The organism is Amycolatopsis sp. NPDC041971 (assembly GCF_055588925.1).
This window is the reverse complement of the sequence record NZ_JBVJCE010000014.1, coordinates 98,981-117,749: the sequence shown is the minus strand read 5'-3', so window position 1 is coordinate 117,749 and position 18,769 is coordinate 98,981. Positions and strand designations below refer to the sequence as shown.

The window sequence follows — 18,769 nt, the reverse complement described above, 5'->3', positions numbered from 1 at the left end:
TAGCGTTGCGCCGATGCGTTCGATCGCTGTCACGCTGGGGTTGCTCTCCGCCTTGTGCGCGTTGGCTTTCCCCTTCCTGCCGGTGGTGCAGGACACAGCGGAGGTCGTCTGGCCAACGGGCGGCGACACCCGCTCCGTCAACGCGCCCTTGACCGGGTACTGGGCGCAGGATCTGCGCGTCGATCTGCCGTGCACGAGCGTCCGCTCGCTGGACGCGCGTTCGCAGGGCCAGGCCCTGCTGTTCTCCACCGTGCCCGACGGCCGCACCGACCCGCGCGCGGGCAAGGGCGTCGGCCTCCAGCTGCGCATCGACAACGGCGTGCTGCTCGCCGTCAGCCAGGGCCAGCAGATCGTGCAGCAGCCGCTGCCGGCGGACAACTGCGACGTCAAGCTGTCGGCGGACGCGAACAAGATGACGCTGAGCGTCGCCAAGACCGTGGTGTTCCACGCCGAGGGTGACGTCCGGCCGCGGCTGGTCGGAATCTACTCGTCGATCAACGCGGGCAAGGACCCGATCGCCGGCCTGCACGTCTCGGTGGTCCCCGACACCCGCTACCAGACCTCGCCGACGCTGTTGAAGTGGATCATCGGGGTGCTGGCGGCGCTGTCGTTCATCGGCTGCCTGATCGCGGTGTGGCGGATGGACTCCGGTTTCGCCCGCCGTGCGCCGCGCTGGGCGCCGGTCGGCTGGTGGCGGCTGACCGCCCGCGACGCGACGGTGATCGTCGCGCTCGGCGCGTGGGTGTTCATCGGCCCGGTCACCTCGGACGACGGCTACATCCTCACGATGTCGAGAGTGGCCGAAGAGACCGGCTACCTCACCAATTACCACCGCTGGTTCGGCGTCGCCGAGGCGCCGTTCGGCTGGTTCTACCACGTGTATCAGCTGATGGCGCACGTCAGCACGGTGCCGCCGTGGATCCGGCTCCCCTCGTTCCTGCTGGGCGTGCTGAGCTGGCTGCTGATCAGCCGCGAGGTCATGCCGCGTCTGGGCACCCAGGTCCGGACGAGCCGCGCGGCGGGCTGGGCCGCCGCCGCGGTCTTCCTGGTCTGGTGGATGCCGTACAACAACGGCGTCCGGCCGGAACCGGTCGCCGCGCTCGGCTCGCTGCTGGCGATCTGCGCGGTGGAGCGCGCGCTGGTGACGCGCCGCCTGCTGCCGCTCGCCCTCGGGCTCACCGCGGCCGGGTTCACCCTGGCCGCGACCCCGACCGGGCTGATCGCGGTCGCGCCGTTCCTCGTCGCCGCCCGCCCGTTGTTCAAACTGGTCCGCCAGCGCGCCGAGAACGGCTGGCTGCCGGTCCTCGCGCCGGTGCTGGCCGCGGGGCTGCTGGTGCTGATCGTGGTGTTCGCCGACCAGACCTTCGCCACCGTGCAGGAGGCGACCCGGATCCGCACCCAGGTCGGCCCGAACCTGTCCTGGTTCCAGGAACTCGCGCGCTACCAGTTGCTCTTCGAGAGCCTGCCGGACGGTTCCTTGCCGCGCCGGTTCCCCGTACTGCTGGTGCTGCTGTGCGTCGGGGCCTGCCTGGTGGTGCTGCTGCGCCGCGGCCGGATCCCCGGCGCCGCGCTCGGCCCCAGCCGCCGCCTGATCGGCACGGTCGCGCTGTTCTTCCTGCTGCTGGCGCTGACCCCGACCAAGTGGACACACCACTTCGGCGCGTTCGCCGCCGTCGGCGCGGCCATGGCGGCGCTCACCGCGCTGGCGACCAGCTCGACGGTGCTGCGGTCCAGGCGCAACCGGGCGGCGTTCCTCGCCGGGCTGCTCGTGGTCGGCGCGCTGGCCGCGACCGGACCGAACTCTTTCTGGTTCGTCTCGAAACTCGGCGTGCAGTGGACCGCGGTGGCGCCGTCGATCGGCGGGATCCCGCTGTCGACGATCCTGCTCGTCGCGGCCGCGATCTCCGGCGTGTACGCGTTCGTGGAGAACGTCCGCGCGCATCGGCCCGGGTTACCGGCCGGGCCGCAGGAAGGGCGGGGCCGGTCATTGCGGCTCGGGTCGCTTTCGCTGGTGGTCGTCTGCGGTCTGATGGCCACGGGCGAATTCGTCAGCATGGCGTGGGCGATCCACAACCAGGCGGGTTCCTACAGCCTCGGCGCCGCGAACTTCGGGCATCTGTCCGGCAAGAGCTGCAACCTCTCCGACCACGTGATGGTGGAACGGGACGCCGCCACCAGCATCCTGCGGGCCCAGCCCGAACAGCGGACGGTGCCGGTGAAGAAGGAGGAGCCGCCCGCCGGGCAGACTCCGCCGCCGCTGCCCGATCCGGAACAGGACAACGGGCGCGTGCAGACCGGGTTCCACACCCGCGCGATCGACGACAAGGACCCGCTCGCGGAACCGCCGCACGGCTTCAAACCCGACGAAGTGCCGATGTGGAGCAGCTTCCTCGACCCCGAGACGCGGGCCGGGCGGCTGCGCAGTGACTGGTACGCCCTCACCGAAAAGCCCGCGGACGGCCAGATCGTGGTGGCCACCGCCGGGGCGTCACGACGGCCGACGTCGGTCAGCCTCGACTACGGCATGAACACCAGTGAAGGCGTGAAGGTCGTCCGCAGCCAATTCGTGCTTCCGCCGGGCGCGGGGACCAACGGCTGGAACGACACCCGGATCAACCTGCGCGACCTCCCCGCCGAGACGACTTCGGTGCGGATCAACATCGTCGACAACGACCTCACCGAGGACGGCTGGATCGCCGCGTCGGCACCCCGCGTGCCGACGTTCACCACGCTGACCGAGAAGATCGCGGGCAAGCCGGTGTACGTCGACTGGCCCGCGTCGTTCGTCTACCCGTGCGTGCAGCCGGTGACCTCGCACGACGGCATCTCGAACCTGCCCGAATACCGGATCACCGCCGGCGCCGTCGCCGACGAGGCGAACTGGGCGTCCAGCACCAACGGCGGCCCGATCGGCTGGCTCGAAGAGGTCGCGGCCGAACCCGAGGTGCCCAGCTACCTGATCGGGCAGCCGAGCCAGTCGTGGGGCCAGCTGCTGCAGGTCGAACCGTTCACCGAGGGGATCGCGCCGACGATCGTCCACGGCGAGAAGGTCGTCCCCGGCTGGTGGTCGCCGGGTCCCGGGCCGCGGCAGCCGAACGGCAAGGACCCGACGCGCTAGGCGTCACTCACGTGACCGAACCCGTAACTCACGTGATTGAACCCGTAACTCGCGTGATTGGAGACGGAACTCGTGAGTTACGCCTCCAATCACGCGAGTGCGGTGTCTGATCACGCGAGTTACGGGTTCAGGGCTGCCAATGCGGGCGGCAATGAGCCTTCGTGCAGCACAGCGAGCCGCTGCGTAGCGCGCGTGAGCGCGACGTAGAGCTCGGCCGCGCCGCGCGGGCCGTCGGCGAGGATCCGCGCCGGGTCCACGACGAGGACGGCGTCGAACTCGAGCCCTTTCGTCTCCGAGGCCGGCACGGTGCCCGGCACGCCCGGCGGGCCGATCACGACGCTGGTGCCGTCACGACGAGCTTCGTCCTCGACGAACTCCTCGATGGCGCCCGCCAGCGAGTCCTCGGTGACCTGCCGCGCCCACGGCCGGACACCGTTGGACCGGACCGACTCCGGCGCCCGGACGTCGGGCGCGAACTCGGCGAGCACCGAGGCGGCGACGGCCATGATCTCCGCCGGGGTGCGGTAGTTCACCGTCAGCGACCGGTAGACCCAGCGGCCCGGCACGTACGGCTCCAGCATCGCGCCCCACGACCGCGCCCCGGCCTCGGACCGGCGCTGCGCCAGATCGCCGACGACGGTGAACGACCGGTTGGGGCAGCGCCGCATCAGCACCCGCCAGTCCATTTCGGACAGTTCCTGCGCCTCGTCGACGACGACGTGCCGGTACGTCCAGTCCCGGTCCGCGGAGGCGCGTTCGACGAGGCCGCGCGTGTCGTGCTCGACGAACCGATCGGCGAGTTCGTCGGCGAACAGGAGGTTCTCCGCGGACAGCATGACGTCCTCGTCCATCTCCTCGCGGTCCAGCTTCATCGTGTCGAGCACCCCTTCGGCGTACTCGGCCTCCGCCTTCTTTTCCCGCGCGAGCGCCTTTTCGGCCGCCTGCTCCGCCCGCTTGTCGCGGCCGAGCAGGTCGACGAGTTCGTCGAGCAGAGGCATGTCCGACACCGTCCAGGCTTCCCCGTCGGCACGAAGCAGCGCCTGGTCGCCACCGGCCGCGCGAAGCCGTTCCGACGACGAGAGAAGCGATCCCAGCAGGCTTTCGGGGGTCAGGATGGGCCAGAGTTCGTCGAGTGTGGTGGTGAACGTCTCGCTCTCCGCCAGTTCCTTGAGCAGGTCCTTCCGCAGCCGCTCCCATTCGTCGCGGTCGTCCCGGCTGAGCCAGCCGCGGCCGATCCGCGCGATCGCCCGCTCGGTCAGGACGTAGGTGACGATGTCGGTGAACGTCCCGCGCGCCTCGTTGTGCGGCAGGCCGCTCTTGCGTGCCTCGTCCCTGGCCCATTCCGCGGTCGCGGCGTCGACCCGGACGGTCACGTCGGCCAGGTCGATCAGCACCGGCTCCTCCGGCAGCCGCTGCCGGTCGGCGACCGCGGCCTTGAGGACGTCCAGCATCTTCAGCGAGCCCTTGAGCCGCGTCGCCTCCGGGCCGTCCTCGGCGGTGACATGCTTGCCCGGCACGAAATCGCCGGTGGTCATGAACACCACGTCGGTCTCGCCCAGCGACGGCAGCACCCGGCCGATGTGGTGCAGGAACGCCGGATTGGGGCCGACCACGAGCACGCCGTGGCGTTCCATCCGCTCGCGCTGGGTGTAGAGCAGATAGGCGACGCGGTGCAGCGCCACCACGGTCTTCCCGGTACCCGGCCCGCCCTCGATCACCAGCACCCCGGGGTGCTCGTGCCGGATGATCTCGTCCTGTTCGGCCTGGATCGTCGCGACGATGTCGCGCATCCCCTCACCCCGCGGCGCGTTGACCGCCGCGAGCAGCGCCGCGTCCCCTTCCGCGTCGCCGCCGGGACGGCCGAACACCTCGTCGGTGAAGCCGAGCACCTCACGCCCGTTTGTGTGGAACTGACGGCGACGGCGCATCTTTTCCGGCGTCGCGGCGGTCGCGGTGTAGAACGGCCGCGACGCCGGTGCCCGCCAGTCGAGCAGCACCGGTTCGTAGTCGTTCTCCTCGTCGAAGAGACCGATGCGGCCGATGTGGGAGGTCTCCCCCGCGACGCTGTCCAGCCTGCCGAAGCACAGACCGTTGTCGACGACCTCCAACCGGCGCGACTCCCTGGCCAGCGCGCGGACCTCGACGTCGCGTTCCATGGCCGTCCCGCCGGTTCCCCCGAGCGCCGCCCGGTACTCCCCCTTCACGCGCGCGCGTTCGGCGTCCAGGCGCGCGTAGAGCCCGGCGACGTATTCGCGTTCGGACCGCAGCTCTTCTTCATGACCCTGAGTTGACACAGACTCCCATTTCGCCAGGTTTCGGCTACGGCGAGTGAGTCTGAGGCATGACCGGGGTCTTGTGGCAAGTCCCCCTATGCGCTATATGTTTATTACGGAGGAAAGAATCTCCCTTTCACGCGTAGCTACGCGGCGTCCAGACGATCCCGTTCTCGGCGCGGGTCTTCGACGAACCCACGATCAGCAGGCAGCGCATGTCCACTTCCGACGGCTCCAGGGTGCCGAGGGTGACCACGCGGATGTCCTCCTCGGGCCCGCCGACGTCACGGGCGACGACCACCGGTGTCTCCGGCGCGCGGTGCCGGAGCAGGACTTCGCGGGCCTGCGCGAGTTGCGTGGTCCGCGTGCGCGACGCCGGGTTGTAGAGCGCGAGTACCAGATCCGCCGCGCCCGCCGCGTCGAGCCGTCGTTCGATGATCTCCCACGGTTTGAGCCGGTCGGACAGCGAAAGCACACAGTAGTCGTGGCCCAGCGGTGCGCCGACCCGGGACGCGGCCGCCTGCGCGGCGGTCACCCCCGGCACGATCCGCACCCGCGAACCCTTGCCGTGCCCGGCGGCGACCTGCTCCAGCACCGCCGACGCCATCGCGAACACGCCGGGATCACCTGACGAGACGACGGCGACCTTGGCGCCGTCCGCGGCCAGCTCCAGCGCTTCGACGGCGCGTTCGGCCTCGACGCGGTTACCCGACGCGTGCCGCTGCTGGCCCGCGCGCTGCGGCACCCGCGCGACGTACGGGCCATAGCCGACGATGTGCTCCGCCGCGGCCAGTTCCTCGGTCGCTTCGGGGGTCAGCCAGCCGGGACCCGCCGGGCCGAGGCCGACGACCACGACTTCACCGCCCTTATGCGTTTCCCGCTCCCTGGGGACTTCGGGTTCGTCGGCGAGCCGGGAGGCGTAGGCGGGGCTGGGCAGCAACGCCAGCGAGAAGTACGGCACCGACTCCGGGTCGACGTCGGCGAACGGCTCGACCCGCTGCGCCTGCCAGGTCGCTCGTTCGATGTAGAAGGCGTCGTCCAGTTTCCCGGCTTCGGCCAGCGCCTCGCGGACGTTGCCGAACGTGCGGCCGAGTTTGAGCACGGCCGCGGCCTGCGTGTCGGCCAGTCGTCGCGCGAGTTCCGGCGCGGGCAGCGTGCCGGGCAGGATGGTGAGGACCTCGTCGCGCTGCACCAACGGGCGGCCGAGCACCGAGGACGCCGCGCTGACCGACGTCACGCCGGGCACCACCGTCGCCTCGTAGCGGTCGGCGAGCCGTTCGTGCATGTACATGTAGGAGCCGTAGAAGAACGGGTCGCCTTCGCAGAGCACGACGACGTCGCGTCCGGCGTCGAGGTGCTCGGCGAGCCGTTTCGCGCTCAGCTCGTAGAAGTCGGCGATGGCGCCTTCGTAGCCGCCGGGGTGGTCGGTGGTCTCGGTGGTGACCGGGTAGACCAGCTTCTCCTCGACCTGACCGTCCCGCAGGTACGGCTCGGCGACCGAACGCGCGATGCTCCGGCCGTGCCGCGCGCTGTGATAGGCGATGACGTCGGCCTCGCCGATCAGCCGCGCGGCCTTGACCGTCATCAGTTCCGGGTCACCGGGCCCGAGCCCGACACCCCACAGTTTCCCGAGCCCGCTCATTCGACCTCACTCGCCATCGCGTTGATCGCAGCCACGGCCATCGCGCTGCCGCCGCGGCGACCGTGCACCACCAGATACGGCGCGGATGCCCGCTTCACGAGCTCCACTTTGGACTCGGCGGCACCGATGAAACCCACCGGGACGCCGATGATCGCCGCCGGGGCACCGACGCCCTCGTCGAGCAGTTCCAGCAGCCGGAACAACGCGGTGGGGGCGTTGCCGATCGCCACCACGGAACCGGGCAGCTTGTCGCGCCACAGCTCCAGCGCGGCCGCGGACCGGGTGGTGCCCATCCGCTCCGCCAGCCCCGGCACCTTGGGGTCGGACAGCGTGCACAGGACCTCATTGGCGGCAGGCAAACGTTTGCGCGTCACGCCGGAGGCGATCATGTTCGCGTCGCACAGGATCGGCGCGCCCGCCTCGAGCGCGGCGCGACCGGATTCCACCACGTCCAGGCTGTAGCGGAGGTCGTCGACCAGGTCGACCATCCCGCAGGCGTGGATCATCCGCACGGCCAGCACCGCGACGTCGTCGGGCAGGATCGCGAGATCCGCCTCCTCACGGATGGTGGCGAACGAATGCCGGTAGATCTCGGCCCCGTCCCGGATGTAGTCGATCACTGTGTTCCCTTCTCCGCCAGCACAGTCGCCAGCTCGTCAGCCGGGACGCGTTCCCCGTCGACCAGATAACCGTCCTCCGTCGCGAGCACGTCGACGTGCTCGCGCGCGGGCTTTCCGCATCGCCGTTCACAGCCGGCGAAATGGACCCTCGGCGTCCTGCCGACCCTCACCGCGTCCGCCCGGACGTCGGCGAGCGACTTCGCGCAACCCGGTCGTCCGACGCAGGCACTGATCCCGAGCGACGGTGCGCCCGGATCGGTGACCAGCCCTGTGCCCGCTTCGAGGGGGCCGCGGACCAGGATCGACCGCCACGGGGTGACCACGGCGTCCCCGGCCTTCGCGATCGCCCGAGCCTGAGCCGAGGTCAGCCTGCCGAAGACGGGGGCGACCACGATCGCTTCACCGATCGGTCCGATGGGGAGGCCGGGATTCACCGCGAACCTCCGCGGCTCCCCGGTTTCGCCAGGTAAGCCCTCGAGCAGCGGTGCCGCGTCGGACAGTTCGCTGACCCGCCAGGCGGTTCCTCGCGTCCGGAGGAACGCGCGGGCGACCGAGAGCAGCGCCTCGACGGCGTGCTCGGCGGCGACGCGCAGACCGGTGTCTTCGCCGGCGAGCAGCAACGCGCCGTCGCGCCAGCAGACATCGGCGCCTTCTCCAGCGACGTCACCCTGGCCGCCGTCGAGGGCGAAAAGGAAACGCCCCGGGAGTTCGGCCAGCTCGGGGACGGCACACAGGGCCTTGTCGAGCGCGGCGGCGAGTTCCTGGGCGACGCCGCTCACCGGCGAGGCGAGGATGTTGCGGACACGTTCGTGCGACGGCGAGGGCAGGAGTCCGGCCGCGGAAAGCCTGCCCGCGAGACCGGGACGAGTGACGCCGCGCAACTGCACGTTGCCGCGCGAGGTCAGATGCAGGGCGCCGTCGCCGAGGTCGTCGGCGGCGTCCGCGAGCGCCCCGAGCCGGGCCCGCGTGATGGCGCCGCCGGGCAGCCGGACCCGGGCGAGCGGACCGTCGGCGGCGTCGTGCGTGGCGAAAACACCAGGGCACGCGTCGGCTCGGACACGTGCGCTCGTGGACATGCGCTCACTGTAGATGGCCCGCTTTTGCATGAGCACTGCCGAGCGGGAGTATGTCTCAGATCATATGTAGTAGGTGTGCTACATTCGATCGCAGCACTGAGATGGGGGTGACCAATGAGAGATCCACACGACGTGATGATCACCGTCAAAGATCTCCGGATGCGCTACGGGACGAACGACGTCCTCCACGGCGTGGACTTCACCGCGCACCGTGGCGAGGTGATCTGCCTGCTGGGACCGAACGGGGCGGGCAAGACCACGACGATCGAAATCCTCGAAGGCTTCCGGATGCGCTCGGAGGGCGAGGTCAGCGTGCTGGGCACCGACCCGGCACACGCGGACGAGAACTGGAGGGCGCGGCTGGGGGTCGTCCTCCAAGCCTGGCGCGACCACGCGAAATGGCGGGTGCGGGAACTGCTGGAGCACCTCGGCGGCTACTACGCGCCGTACTCCACGGATCGCATCAAGCGGCCGTGGGATCCGGACGAACTGGTCGCCGCGGTCGGGTTGACCGAGCACGCGGACAAGAAGGTCCGGATGCTCTCGGGCGGGCAGCGACGCCGTCTCGACGTCGCGATCGGCATCGTCGGCCGTCCGGAACTGCTGTTCCTCGACGAGCCGACCGCCGGACTGGACCCGGAGGCCCGGCGCGAGTTCCACGAACTCGTGCACCGGCTTACCGACGACGACGACACGACGATCCTGCTGACCACCCACGACCTCGACGAGGCCGAGAAACTGGCCGACCGGATCCTGATCCTGAACCACGGCCGGATCGTCGCCGACGGTTCGGCCGACGCGCTGAGCAGGCAGATCGCCGGCGAGGCCGAGGTGCGCTGGACGCTGGACGGCCAGCGGTTCGTGCACTCCACGACCGAATCGACGAAGTACGTGCACGAACTGTTCAAGCAGCACGGGGACGCCATCGGTGACCTGGAGGTCCGGCGGGCGTCGCTGGAAGACACGTACATGACCCTGGTCCGCCAGGCCGAATCCCCGCTCGTGGAGGTGAGCGCGCCATGAACGCGATCCAGCACAGCGTCCGGCTCGGTATGACACGGGGCTGGCTCGAAACCCGTCAGACCCTGACCAACCGCGAAGACCTGTTCAACATCTTCATGTTCCCGGTCATCTTCGTGGTCGTCATGTTCTTCATGCGGGACTCGAAACTCCCCGGGACGGACTTCTCACTGGGCGCCGCCACCGTGCCGAGCGTGCTGGGTGCGTCGATCGTGTTCAGCGGCATGCTCGGGATGGCGGGCATCCTGGCGGTCGAACGCGAGGACGGAACCCTCCTTCGGGCCAAGGCCACCCCGAACGGCATGATCGGCTACCTGGTCGGCAAGGTCGTGTCGATCTCCTTCGGCACCGTCATCGGGTTACTCCTGGTGTTGATCCCCAGCCTGTTCCTCTTCGACGGCATCGCGCCGGGTGGCTGGTCGTCGTGGCTGAGCCTGCTGTGGGTCCTGGTGATCGGCTTGATCGCGACCATGCCGATCGGCGCCGTCTTCGGTTCACTGACCAGCAACGCCCGCAGCATCGGACTGATCATGCTGCCGGTGGCGGGACTCGGCGCGATCTCCGGGATCTTCTACCCGATCACCGCGCTGCCGGAATGGTTGCAGTACATCGCGCAGGTGTTCCCGATGTACTGGCTCGGCCTCGGCATGCGGTCGGCGCTGCTCCCGGACTCGACGGTGATCATCGAGATCGGACAGTCCTGGCGGCCATGGGAGACCCTCGGCGTGCTGACCGCGTGGGCCGTGATCGGATTGACACTGGCCCCGGTCGTCCTGCGGCGTATGGCGCGGCGCGAGTCCGGGTCCTCGGTGGCGGCACGACGGGAAAAGGCGATGCAGCGAATTGGCTAGTTCATGAGCGAGGTCGTTTACAACCGGATCGCGATGCTGCGCGCGGAACGAGGCATCTCCCGCCGCGAGCTCGCCGATGCGCTGGGCGTGCACTACCAGACCATCGGCTACCTCGAACGCGGCGAGTACAGCCCGAGTCTCTATCTCGCGTTGCGGATCGCGGAGTTCTTCGAGGTCGCGGTGGAGATCATCTTCTCCACCGCGCCTTTCCCGCGGATAGGCGACTCTTCGTCGGAGCGGTCGGCGTGAGCCTGCTGGAGCGGGCTCACGCCCACGCCGTCCGGTTGGGGCATGACCGAATCGGCGGCGAGGAATTGCTGCTCGCCGTGCTCGACGATGGCGTCGGGTATGCCCTGCCGGGCGCGTTGGGGATTTCCCGCGACGTCCTCGTATGGCAACTGGAGAAAGCGGCGCGCGCGGATTCGTCGCTTGCCGTCGAGACCGTGGATGGGCATCCCGTAACCGCTGAAGTCCGCGAAGTGTTGCGGTTATCCGGTTTGGGGGAGCTGGTCACCGGACTGCTGTCGGCAGGCGGTGGACCGGCCCGCGTCCTGGGCGAACACGGCGTGACGGAGGAACGGACGCGGGAGGCTTACGCTCGGATCTGGGCCCCCTTTCTCGACGAGAACGCCGTCTGGAGCGGTTCCGGCCCCGGGACCCCGGTACGCGGACCCGCGGACCCGCCTCTTGAGATCGACCTGCTGACTTCGCAGATCGCCGAGCACCGGCGACGCAAGGAAGCGGCCGTCGACGCCCAGGAGTACACCCAGGCGGCCATCGTGCGCGACGCGGAGAAACAGGTCGTTCGCTGGCGGTCCGAGCTCATCCGCGAATGGGCCGCGACCGTCGATCCGATGGATCTCGCCGAAGCGGTCGTTTCGCTGCGAGAGCAGGTCGCTTCGGCTGCCGCGCGGTCGGCCGAGTGATCGCGGGCGGCTTGCTTGTCTCGATGCCGGAAAGTGGTGGAGCCATCCCGACCGAATCACCTTCCTTCCCGAGTTGCCGCAGGAACAGTGGCGCGCCGGCAAGTGGCGCCCGCCACGCCGGACCCCGCCAACTCGCGGACGCCGAGAGAAGCTGCCGCCCTGGCTCGACCCCGACGGCCACGAGCCCAAAGACCCGAACCCGCTCATCCGCGCCGCGGCCCTCGTCATGCCCGGCAGGCCGGCGGCACCGGATCTTGCCCCGTGTGAAGTACATGAAGGCCCCCTTCCTTGCGCCTAGGTACAGGAAGGGGGCCATCACGTACTCGCAAAGGTGTGAAGGCCGAGTTTCTCCGGCCGAGCCGAGGGGAGGGGCCCTCCACGCGCCCCGTGATGACTGGTGGTGCCGCTGAGACTCGGGGGCCTGATCGACTCGTCATGGCCCGTGACCGGACCATTCACGCGCGACCGTGTGGATTTCGGGTCATCCAACGCACCAAAACCCACACAGTCCGCGCAGTGAGAGGACTGAATGCGCAGCCATAACGACACCCAGAAGCCCACATAGCCCGACCTCCTCACCTGCCCTTGACGGACATTTCGGGAGCGCGCCGCAGTCTGGCCATCGTGACCGGCTACAGCCGCACGACCCCGCCCGGCGCCAAACCCAGAGCGATCCACCATCCGAGCCTGGCTGATCGCGGCTTTCGTGCCGGCCGCCGGGCGGTTCATGGCTGTGCTGCCGGCGTGGGCGCGGCCGCACAGGTGCTCCAGCACGCCCTCGGCAACTCGTCCTCGTCACGCACGCCCCTTCCCCGGGAGCCGTCCATCCGCCACCAGGGCCAGCTGCTCACCGTGCGCAGATCCTCGCCACATGCGGGTCAAGACTCCGACCCCGGCTGCACATCACCTTGACTCCCGCCGGACCGCACCGGAGAGTGAACTGAAGAACCCACGCGTCGGCAGGTGGAGGAACCCGGTGAGAGTCCGGGGCGGTCCCGCCACTGTCACCCCTCCAGGGCAAAGAGGGGAAGCCAGGAACTCCGGCCGGCGCGACCGCACGACCCGGGGCGCGGACACCCCGAGTGAGGACTGCTGTGATCCTGCTTCTGTCCACTTCGGACACCGACCTGCTCAGCGCCCGTTCCAGCGAGGCCGATTACCGGCTGGCGAACCCGGCCCGGCTCGATCTGGCCGAGCTGCCTGCCCTGCTCGACGGCGCCCCGATCGTCGTCGTCCGGATCCTCGGCTCCGAACGCAGCTGGTCCGACGGGCTCGACGCGGTCCGCGCGAGTGGCGCGCACGTGGTGGTCCTCGGCGGTGAGCAGACGCCGGACGCGCAGCTCATGAAGCTGTCCACGGTCCCGGCGGGCACGGCGGCGGAGGCGCACGCGTACCTCGCGCAGGGCGGGCCGGAGAACCTCACCCAGCTGCATCGCTTCCTGAGCGACACGCTCCTTCTGACCGGTGACGGCTTCGAGCCGCCCGCGGTGCAGCCGCTGTGGGGTGTCCTCGAGCGCACGCCCAAGACCACCGAGGGTCCGGTCATCGCGATCCTTTACTACCGGGCGCATCACCTGTCCGGCAACACCGAGTTCGTCCACGCCCTCTCCGACGCCGTCGAGGACGCCGGGGGCCGCGCGCTCCCGATCCATTGCGCGTCCCTGCGCACCCGCGAGCCGGAGATGATGGCCGAGCTGGCCAAGGCCGACGCGCTCCTGGTCACCGTGCTGGCGGCCGGGGGCACCCGGCCCTCCGAAGTCGGCGCGGGCGGCGACGACGAGGCGTGGGACGTCGCCGAGATGGCCGCGCTCGACATCCCGATCCTCCAGGCCCTGTGCCTCACCAGCGACCGCGAGACCTGGTCGGCCAACGACGACGGCCTCTCCCCGCTCGACGCGGGCAACCAGATGGCCGTCCCCGAATTCGACGGCCGCCTCATCACCGTCCCGTTCTCGTTCAAGGAGATCGACGACGACGGTCTCCCCAAGTACGTGCCGGACGCCGAGCGCGCTTCCCGCGTCGCCAAGATCGCGCTCGCCCACGCCCGGTTGCGCCACACTCCCCCGCCGGAACGGCGTATCGCGCTGATGCTCTCCGCGTACCCGACGAAGCACTCCCGCGTCGGCAACGCCGTCGGCCTCGACACGCCCGCGTCCGCGATCGAACTGCTGCGCCGCATGCGCGAACGGGGTTATGACCTCGGCGAGTACCCGTTCCCCGGCGTCGAGCCCACGGGCACCGACCAGCCCGACGGAGACGCGCTGATCCACGCGCTCATCGCCGCGGGCGGTCAGGATCCGGAGTGGCTCACCGAGGAACAGCTGTCCGGCAACCCGATCCGCGTTCCGGCCGACAAGTACCGCGAGTGGTTCGCCAAGCTGCCCGCGGAACTGCGCGAAGGCATGGAGGAGCACTGGGGCCCCGCGCCCGGTGAGCTCTACGTCGACAACGGCGACATCGTCCTGGCGTCCCTGCAATCCGGCAACGTCATCCTGATGATCCAGCCGCCGCGCGGCTTCGGCGAGAACCCGGTGGCGATCTATCACAACCCGGACCTCCCGCCGAGTCACCATTATCTGGCCGCGTACCGCTGGCTGGAAGAGGAATTCGGCGCGCACGCCGTCGTCCACCTCGGCAAACACGGTTCGCTGGAGTGGCTTCCCGGTAAGACCGCGGGCCTCTCGGACTCCTGCGCGCCGGACGCCGTCCTCGGCAACCTGCCGCTGATCTACCCGTTCCTGATCAACGACCCGGGTGAGGGCGCGCAGGCGAAACGACGCGCGCACGCCACGATCGTCGACCACCTCATCCCGCCGATGGCCCGTGCCGAGAGCTACGGCGACATGGCCCGTCTGGAGCAACTCCTCGACGAGCACGCCAACATCGCCGCGATGGACCCGGCGAAGCTGCCCGCGGTCCGCGCGCAGATCTGGACGCTCATCCAGGCCGCCAAACTGGACCACGACCTCGGTGTCGAGGAACGCCCGCACGACGCCGAGTTCGACGACTTCCTGCTGCACATCGACGGCTGGCTGTGCGAGGTCAAGGACGCGCAGATCCGCGACGGCCTGCACATCCTCGGCGCCGCGCCGGAAGGTGAGGCGCGGATCAACCTCGTGCTCGCGATGCTGCGTGCCCAGCAGATGTGGGGCGGCAAACAGGGCGCGGTCCCCGGCTTGCGTTCCGCTTTGGGGCTCAAGGAGAACAGCGACGCACCACTGTCCGAAGTGGACGCGATCGAGCAGAAGGCCCGCTCACTCGTCGAGGCGATGGAGGCCAGGGAGTGGTCCCCGGCCGCGGTCGCCGAGGTCGTCGCCGACGTCCCTGAACACCAGGAGGTCGCCCGCGTGCTGACCTTCGCCGCCACCGAGATCGTGCCGCGGCTGGCGGGCACCGGCGCCGAGATCGACGCCGTGCTCCACGCGCTCGACGGCGGCTACATCCCGGCCGGCCCCAGCGGCTCTCCCCTGCGCGGCCTGATCAACGTGCTGCCGACCGGCCGCAACTTCTACACCGTCGACCCGAAGGCCATCCCGAGCCGTCTCGCCTGGGAGACCGGGCAGGCGCTCGCGGACTCGCTCCTCCGCCGCTACAAAGAGGACACGGGCGACTGGCCGCGTTCGGTCGGCCTCTCGGTGTGGGGCACGTCGGCCATGCGCACGTCGGGCGACGACGCGGCGGAAGTCCTCGCCCTGCTGGGTGTCCAGCCGGTCTGGGACGAGGCCTCGCGACGGGTCACCGGGATCGAAGCCATCCCGCTCGCCGAACTCGGCCGCCCGCGGATCGACGTCACCGTGCGGATCAGCGGGTTCTTCCGCGACGCCTTCCCGCATGTGATCACCCTGCTGGACGACGCCGTCCGCCTGGTGGCGAACCTCGACGAACCGGACGAGCAGAACTTCGTCCGCGCCCACACCCGCGCGGATCTGGCCGCGCACGGCGACGAACGCCGTGCCACCACGAGGATCTTCGGCTCCAAGCCCGGCGCGTACGGCGCGGGCCTGCTGCCGCTGATGGATTCCGGGAACTGGCGCGACGACAAGGATCTCGCCGAGGTCTACGCGGTGTGGGGCGGCTTCGCCTACGGCCGTGACCTCGACGGCAAACCCGCGCGCGAGGACATGGAGAACTCCTACAAGCGGATCGTGGTCGCGGCCAAGAACACCGACACCCGCGAGCACGACATCGCCGACTCCGACGACTACTTCCAGTACCACGGCGGGATGATCGCGACCGTCCGCGCGCTCACCGGGACCGCGCCCGCGTCCTACGTCGGCGACAGCACCACCCCGGACGCGGTCCGCACGCGCACCCTCGGCGAGGAGACCGCTCGCGTCTTCCGCGCCCGTGTGGTCAACCCACGCTGGCTGGCCGCGATGCGCAAGCACGGCTACAAGGGTGCTTTCGAGCTGGCGGCGACGGTCGATTACCTCTTCGGTTTCGACGCCACCGCCGGGGTGGTCGGCGACTGGATGTACGAGAAGCTCACCGAGTCCTACGTGCTCGACGAGGTCAACCAGGAGTTCCTGCGCCAGGCCAACCCGTGGGCGTTGCGCGGCATCATCGAGCGGCTGAACGAGGCGGCCGACCGGGGGCTCTGGGCGGAGCCGGACGCCGACCTTCTGGCACAGCTGCGCGAGGTCTACCTTTCGCTGGAAGGTGACCTCGAATCCTGACTTCACCCGCTGGAGCGGCGCCATGGCCCTCCCGGCGGTACCACTGTCGTATGCGCAGAACTTAGCGTGACAAGGGCGGTGGGACGTCAATGATCGAGAGGACAGCGATGATCAAGCGTCTGTTGAAGGTCGTGCTTCGCCACGGTTGCTGCTCGGCGTGCACCGGTCTGGGCTGCGGCTGCTGCGGCGCCTGCAAGTAGTTCACAGGTGGACACCCGGGAGATGGGTGTTCGCGCGGCGGACGTCGGCGGCGAGGGCGGGTACCTCGATCACCCGGCGTCCGGCCGCTTCCAGCGTTTCGGCGCCGACGCAGTCGACGAACACCGACGGCTCGCGCCAGGCGAAAACGACGCGCGGGAGGCCGGCGTCGAGGATGAGCCGGGTGCAGCTTCGCGGATGTGACGTCCGCGAGCTGCACGGCTCCAGCGAGGTGTATATCGTCGCCCCCGCCAGTCTCGGATCTCCAGGTTCGAGCTTGGCGAGGGCGGCTTCTTCCGCGTGGTTGGCGGGGTCGCCGTCGCCCGAGTAGCCGGTGGAGATGACTTCGCCGTCGGCGGCGGTGATGACGGCGCCGACGCGGAAGGTACGCGGTGGGCAAAGCTCCGCCAGCGCGATGGCCTCACGCAGCCGCAGTATGTCCACTTCGGACGGTTCCGGTGTCGCGTGGTACTCCAGTACGGCGATGTCACCCAGCCTCGTCGTGCCGGTCAGTGTCAGCCCCCGTGGGAACGCGCCGGGCCCGGCGAACCGGGGTGCCCGCGGATCGCCGACGAAGAACGGCGCGATCGCCAGGTGCAGTTCGTCGACCAGGCCTTCGGTGAGGAACTGGGTGTGGATCGCGCCCCCGCCTTCGACCATCAGCCGCCGGACGCCCCGCGCGTGCAGGTCGGCCAGCATCGCCCGCAGATCCACCAGTTCGACAACGGTCGCCTTCACTCCCGTGACGACGCCCGGCGGGGCGTAGACCAGTTTCTCGGCGTCACCGACGGTGAAGAACTGTACCGCCGGATCGAGTGACCCGCTCCGCGTGAGGGTGACCTTGACCGGCTGTCCGGGACGACCCGTCGCGACCCGTTCCGCCACCAGCTCCGGCGAGCGGATCAGCAGGCGCGGGTTGTCGGCGCGGACCGTGTTCGCGCCGACGAGGATCGCGTCCGACGCCGCGCGCAGCCCGTCCACCCTGGCCCAGTCTTCCTGATTCGACAGCACCAGCCGGGTGTCGGTCGCGTCGTCGAGGTATCCGTCCAGCGAAACCGCGGCGGACAGCAGGACGTGGGGGCGTTCGATCACCTCGTCAGTATGCCCCCCGCCAGTCGCGAAGGGGTGGCTCTGGTCCCCGAGGTGGCAGACCGCGTCTCGGGGCGGTGGGGCTTGTGCCAGGTCCTCCGTTGCCGGATTTCGGCAACGGCTGCTCGCGGCACCTCTGGATGCGGTACTTGCGTGCGCAACTACCGCATTCAGAGGACGAAATGCGCGGGGATCAGACGTCGAAGTCCACGGTGACGGCGTCCGAAATCGGCACCGACTGGCAGGTGAGCACGAACCCGGCGTCGACTTCGGCCTTCTCCAGCGCGAAGTTGCGCCGCATGTCCACCTTGCCGTCGCAGATCTTCGCCCGGCAGGTTCCGCATACCCCGCCCTTGCAGGCGAACGGCAGATCCGGTCGGTACTTCTGCGCACCGTCGAGCAGGGAGGAGTTGCGCGGCAGCGTCATCGTCGTCGACCGGCCGTCGAGCACCAGCGTGACCTCGCTGGACGAACCCACGACGGCCGGATCGATGTGGTGCACCGGCTCCGGCGGAGTGTCCACATAGAACAATTCCTGATGGACACGCTCCTCGGGGACGTCCAGCGAACGCAGCAGCTCCTGCGCGCCGGTCACCATCTCGAACGGCCCGCACAGCCACCAATGCGCGACGTCCTCGACCGGGATCAGCACGGTGCACAGGCGCCGCAGCTTCTCCACGTCGAGCCGTCCGGTGAACAGCTCGGCCTCGCGTGGTTCGCGGGAGAGGACGTGGACGAGTTCGAGCCGCGCGGGGTGGCGATCCTTCAGATCCGCGAGGTCGTCGGCGAACATGACGGTGTCGGTGCGGCGGTTGCCGTAGAGCACGGTCACCGTCGCGTCGGAGTCGCTGAGCAGCGAGGACGCGATCGACAGCACCGGCGTGATCCCGGATCCGGCCGCGATCAGCACGTGGTGCCCAGCGGCTGCCAGGTCGGGGCTGAAGTTGCCGGTCGGCGGCGCGACTTCGATCTCGTCACCGGGCTTCACGTCGTGCACCAGCCACGACGAGAACAGCCCGCCCGGCACTTCCCGGACACCGACGCGCGGCGCCGCGCCGGCGGGCGCACAGATCGAGTACGAACGGCGCTCGTCGCGGCCGTCGATCTCGCGGCGCAGGGTCAGCGACTGGCCCGGCTTGAAGCGAAAGGTGTCCGCGAGGTCTTCGGGCACGTCGAAGGTCACCGCGACGGCGTCATCGCACAGGCGCTGCACGTCGGACACCTTGAGGGAATGGAAACCCGTGCGGCGCGGCGTTGTGACAAGAGATGTGGCGGTCACG

12 protein-coding genes and 1 riboswitch are annotated in these 18,769 nt (G+C 69.7%); of the genes, 6 read left to right on the top strand and 6 right to left on the bottom strand.

The window, feature by feature from the left end:
- Positions 1–13 precede the first annotated feature (13 nt).
- Positions 14–3,118 carry an arabinosyltransferase domain-containing protein gene (locus ACZ6DT_RS26135; protein WP_465599836.1) on the top strand — a complete coding sequence of 1,035 codons (3,105 nt, stop codon included), beginning with the start codon at positions 14–16 and terminating at the stop codon, positions 3,116–3,118.
- Between the two features lie 119 nt (positions 3,119–3,237).
- On the opposite strand, the gene helR is transcribed toward ACZ6DT_RS26135, so the two are convergent.
- The 4 genes from helR to ACZ6DT_RS26115 form a co-directional block, all read right to left on the bottom strand.
- On the bottom strand, positions 3,238–5,412 hold the full coding sequence (gene helR, locus ACZ6DT_RS26130; RefSeq protein ID WP_465599834.1) for an RNA polymerase recycling motor ATPase HelR: 2,175 nt from the start codon (positions 5,410–5,412) through the stop codon (positions 3,238–3,240).
- A gap of 115 nt (positions 5,413–5,527) precedes the next feature.
- On the bottom strand, positions 5,528–7,033 hold the full coding sequence (locus ACZ6DT_RS26125) for a precorrin-2 C(20)-methyltransferase (RefSeq protein ID WP_465599832.1): 1,506 nt from the start codon (positions 7,031–7,033) through the stop codon (positions 5,528–5,530).
- Positions 7,030–7,653, bottom strand: a complete 624-nt coding sequence (locus ACZ6DT_RS26120; RefSeq protein WP_465599830.1) for a precorrin-8X methylmutase — start codon at positions 7,651–7,653, stop codon at positions 7,030–7,032. Before ACZ6DT_RS26120 ends, ACZ6DT_RS26125 begins: the two co-directional genes overlap by 4 nt.
- The gene (locus ACZ6DT_RS26115) at positions 7,650–8,729 is read right to left on the bottom strand and encodes a precorrin-3B synthase (RefSeq protein ID WP_465599828.1); all 1,080 of its coding nucleotides are present in this window, start codon (positions 8,727–8,729) and stop codon (positions 7,650–7,652) included. Before ACZ6DT_RS26115 ends, ACZ6DT_RS26120 begins: the two co-directional genes overlap by 4 nt.
- Before the next feature lie 114 nt (positions 8,730–8,843).
- Here ACZ6DT_RS26115 and ACZ6DT_RS26110 point away from each other — a divergent pair, with 114 nt between their 5' ends.
- From ACZ6DT_RS26110 to cobN, 5 genes are all read left to right on the top strand, one after another.
- A complete protein-coding gene (locus ACZ6DT_RS26110) occupies positions 8,844–9,752 on the top strand; it encodes an ABC transporter ATP-binding protein (RefSeq protein WP_465599826.1) in 909 nt (302 codons plus the stop codon).
- Positions 9,749–10,600, top strand: coding sequence for an ABC transporter permease (locus ACZ6DT_RS26105; protein ID WP_465599824.1), 852 nt, complete (start codon positions 9,749–9,751; stop codon positions 10,598–10,600). The genes ACZ6DT_RS26110 and ACZ6DT_RS26105 overlap by 4 nt, the downstream gene beginning before the upstream one ends.
- A 3-nt stretch (positions 10,601–10,603) precedes the next feature.
- A complete protein-coding gene (locus ACZ6DT_RS26100; RefSeq protein ID WP_005162705.1) occupies positions 10,604–10,849 on the top strand; it encodes a helix-turn-helix transcriptional regulator in 246 nt (81 codons plus the stop codon).
- A complete protein-coding gene (locus ACZ6DT_RS26095) occupies positions 10,846–11,526 on the top strand; it encodes a hypothetical protein (RefSeq protein WP_465599822.1) in 681 nt (226 codons plus the stop codon). The genes ACZ6DT_RS26100 and ACZ6DT_RS26095 overlap by 4 nt, the downstream gene beginning before the upstream one ends.
- 966 nt (positions 11,527–12,492) lie before the next feature.
- Positions 12,493–12,567: riboswitch (cobalamin riboswitch) on the top strand.
- Between the two features lie 53 nt (positions 12,568–12,620).
- Positions 12,621–16,202 (top strand): cobaltochelatase subunit CobN, encoded by a 3,582-nt coding sequence (gene cobN, locus ACZ6DT_RS26090; RefSeq protein WP_465599820.1) that lies wholly within the window; start codon positions 12,621–12,623, stop codon positions 16,200–16,202.
- 201 nt (positions 16,203–16,403) lie between these two features.
- On the opposite strand, the gene ACZ6DT_RS26085 is transcribed toward cobN, so the two are convergent.
- Both ACZ6DT_RS26085 and paaE read right to left on the bottom strand, forming a co-directional pair.
- Entirely contained in the window at positions 16,404–17,492 is a 1,089-nt protein-coding gene (locus ACZ6DT_RS26085; protein WP_465599818.1) for a dihydrofolate reductase family protein, read from the bottom strand.
- Between the two features lie 190 nt (positions 17,493–17,682).
- Positions 17,683–18,768, bottom strand: coding sequence for a 1,2-phenylacetyl-CoA epoxidase subunit PaaE (gene paaE, locus ACZ6DT_RS26080; protein ID WP_465599816.1), 1,086 nt, complete (start codon positions 18,766–18,768; stop codon positions 17,683–17,685).
- Between the last annotated feature and the right edge of the window lies 1 nt (position 18,769).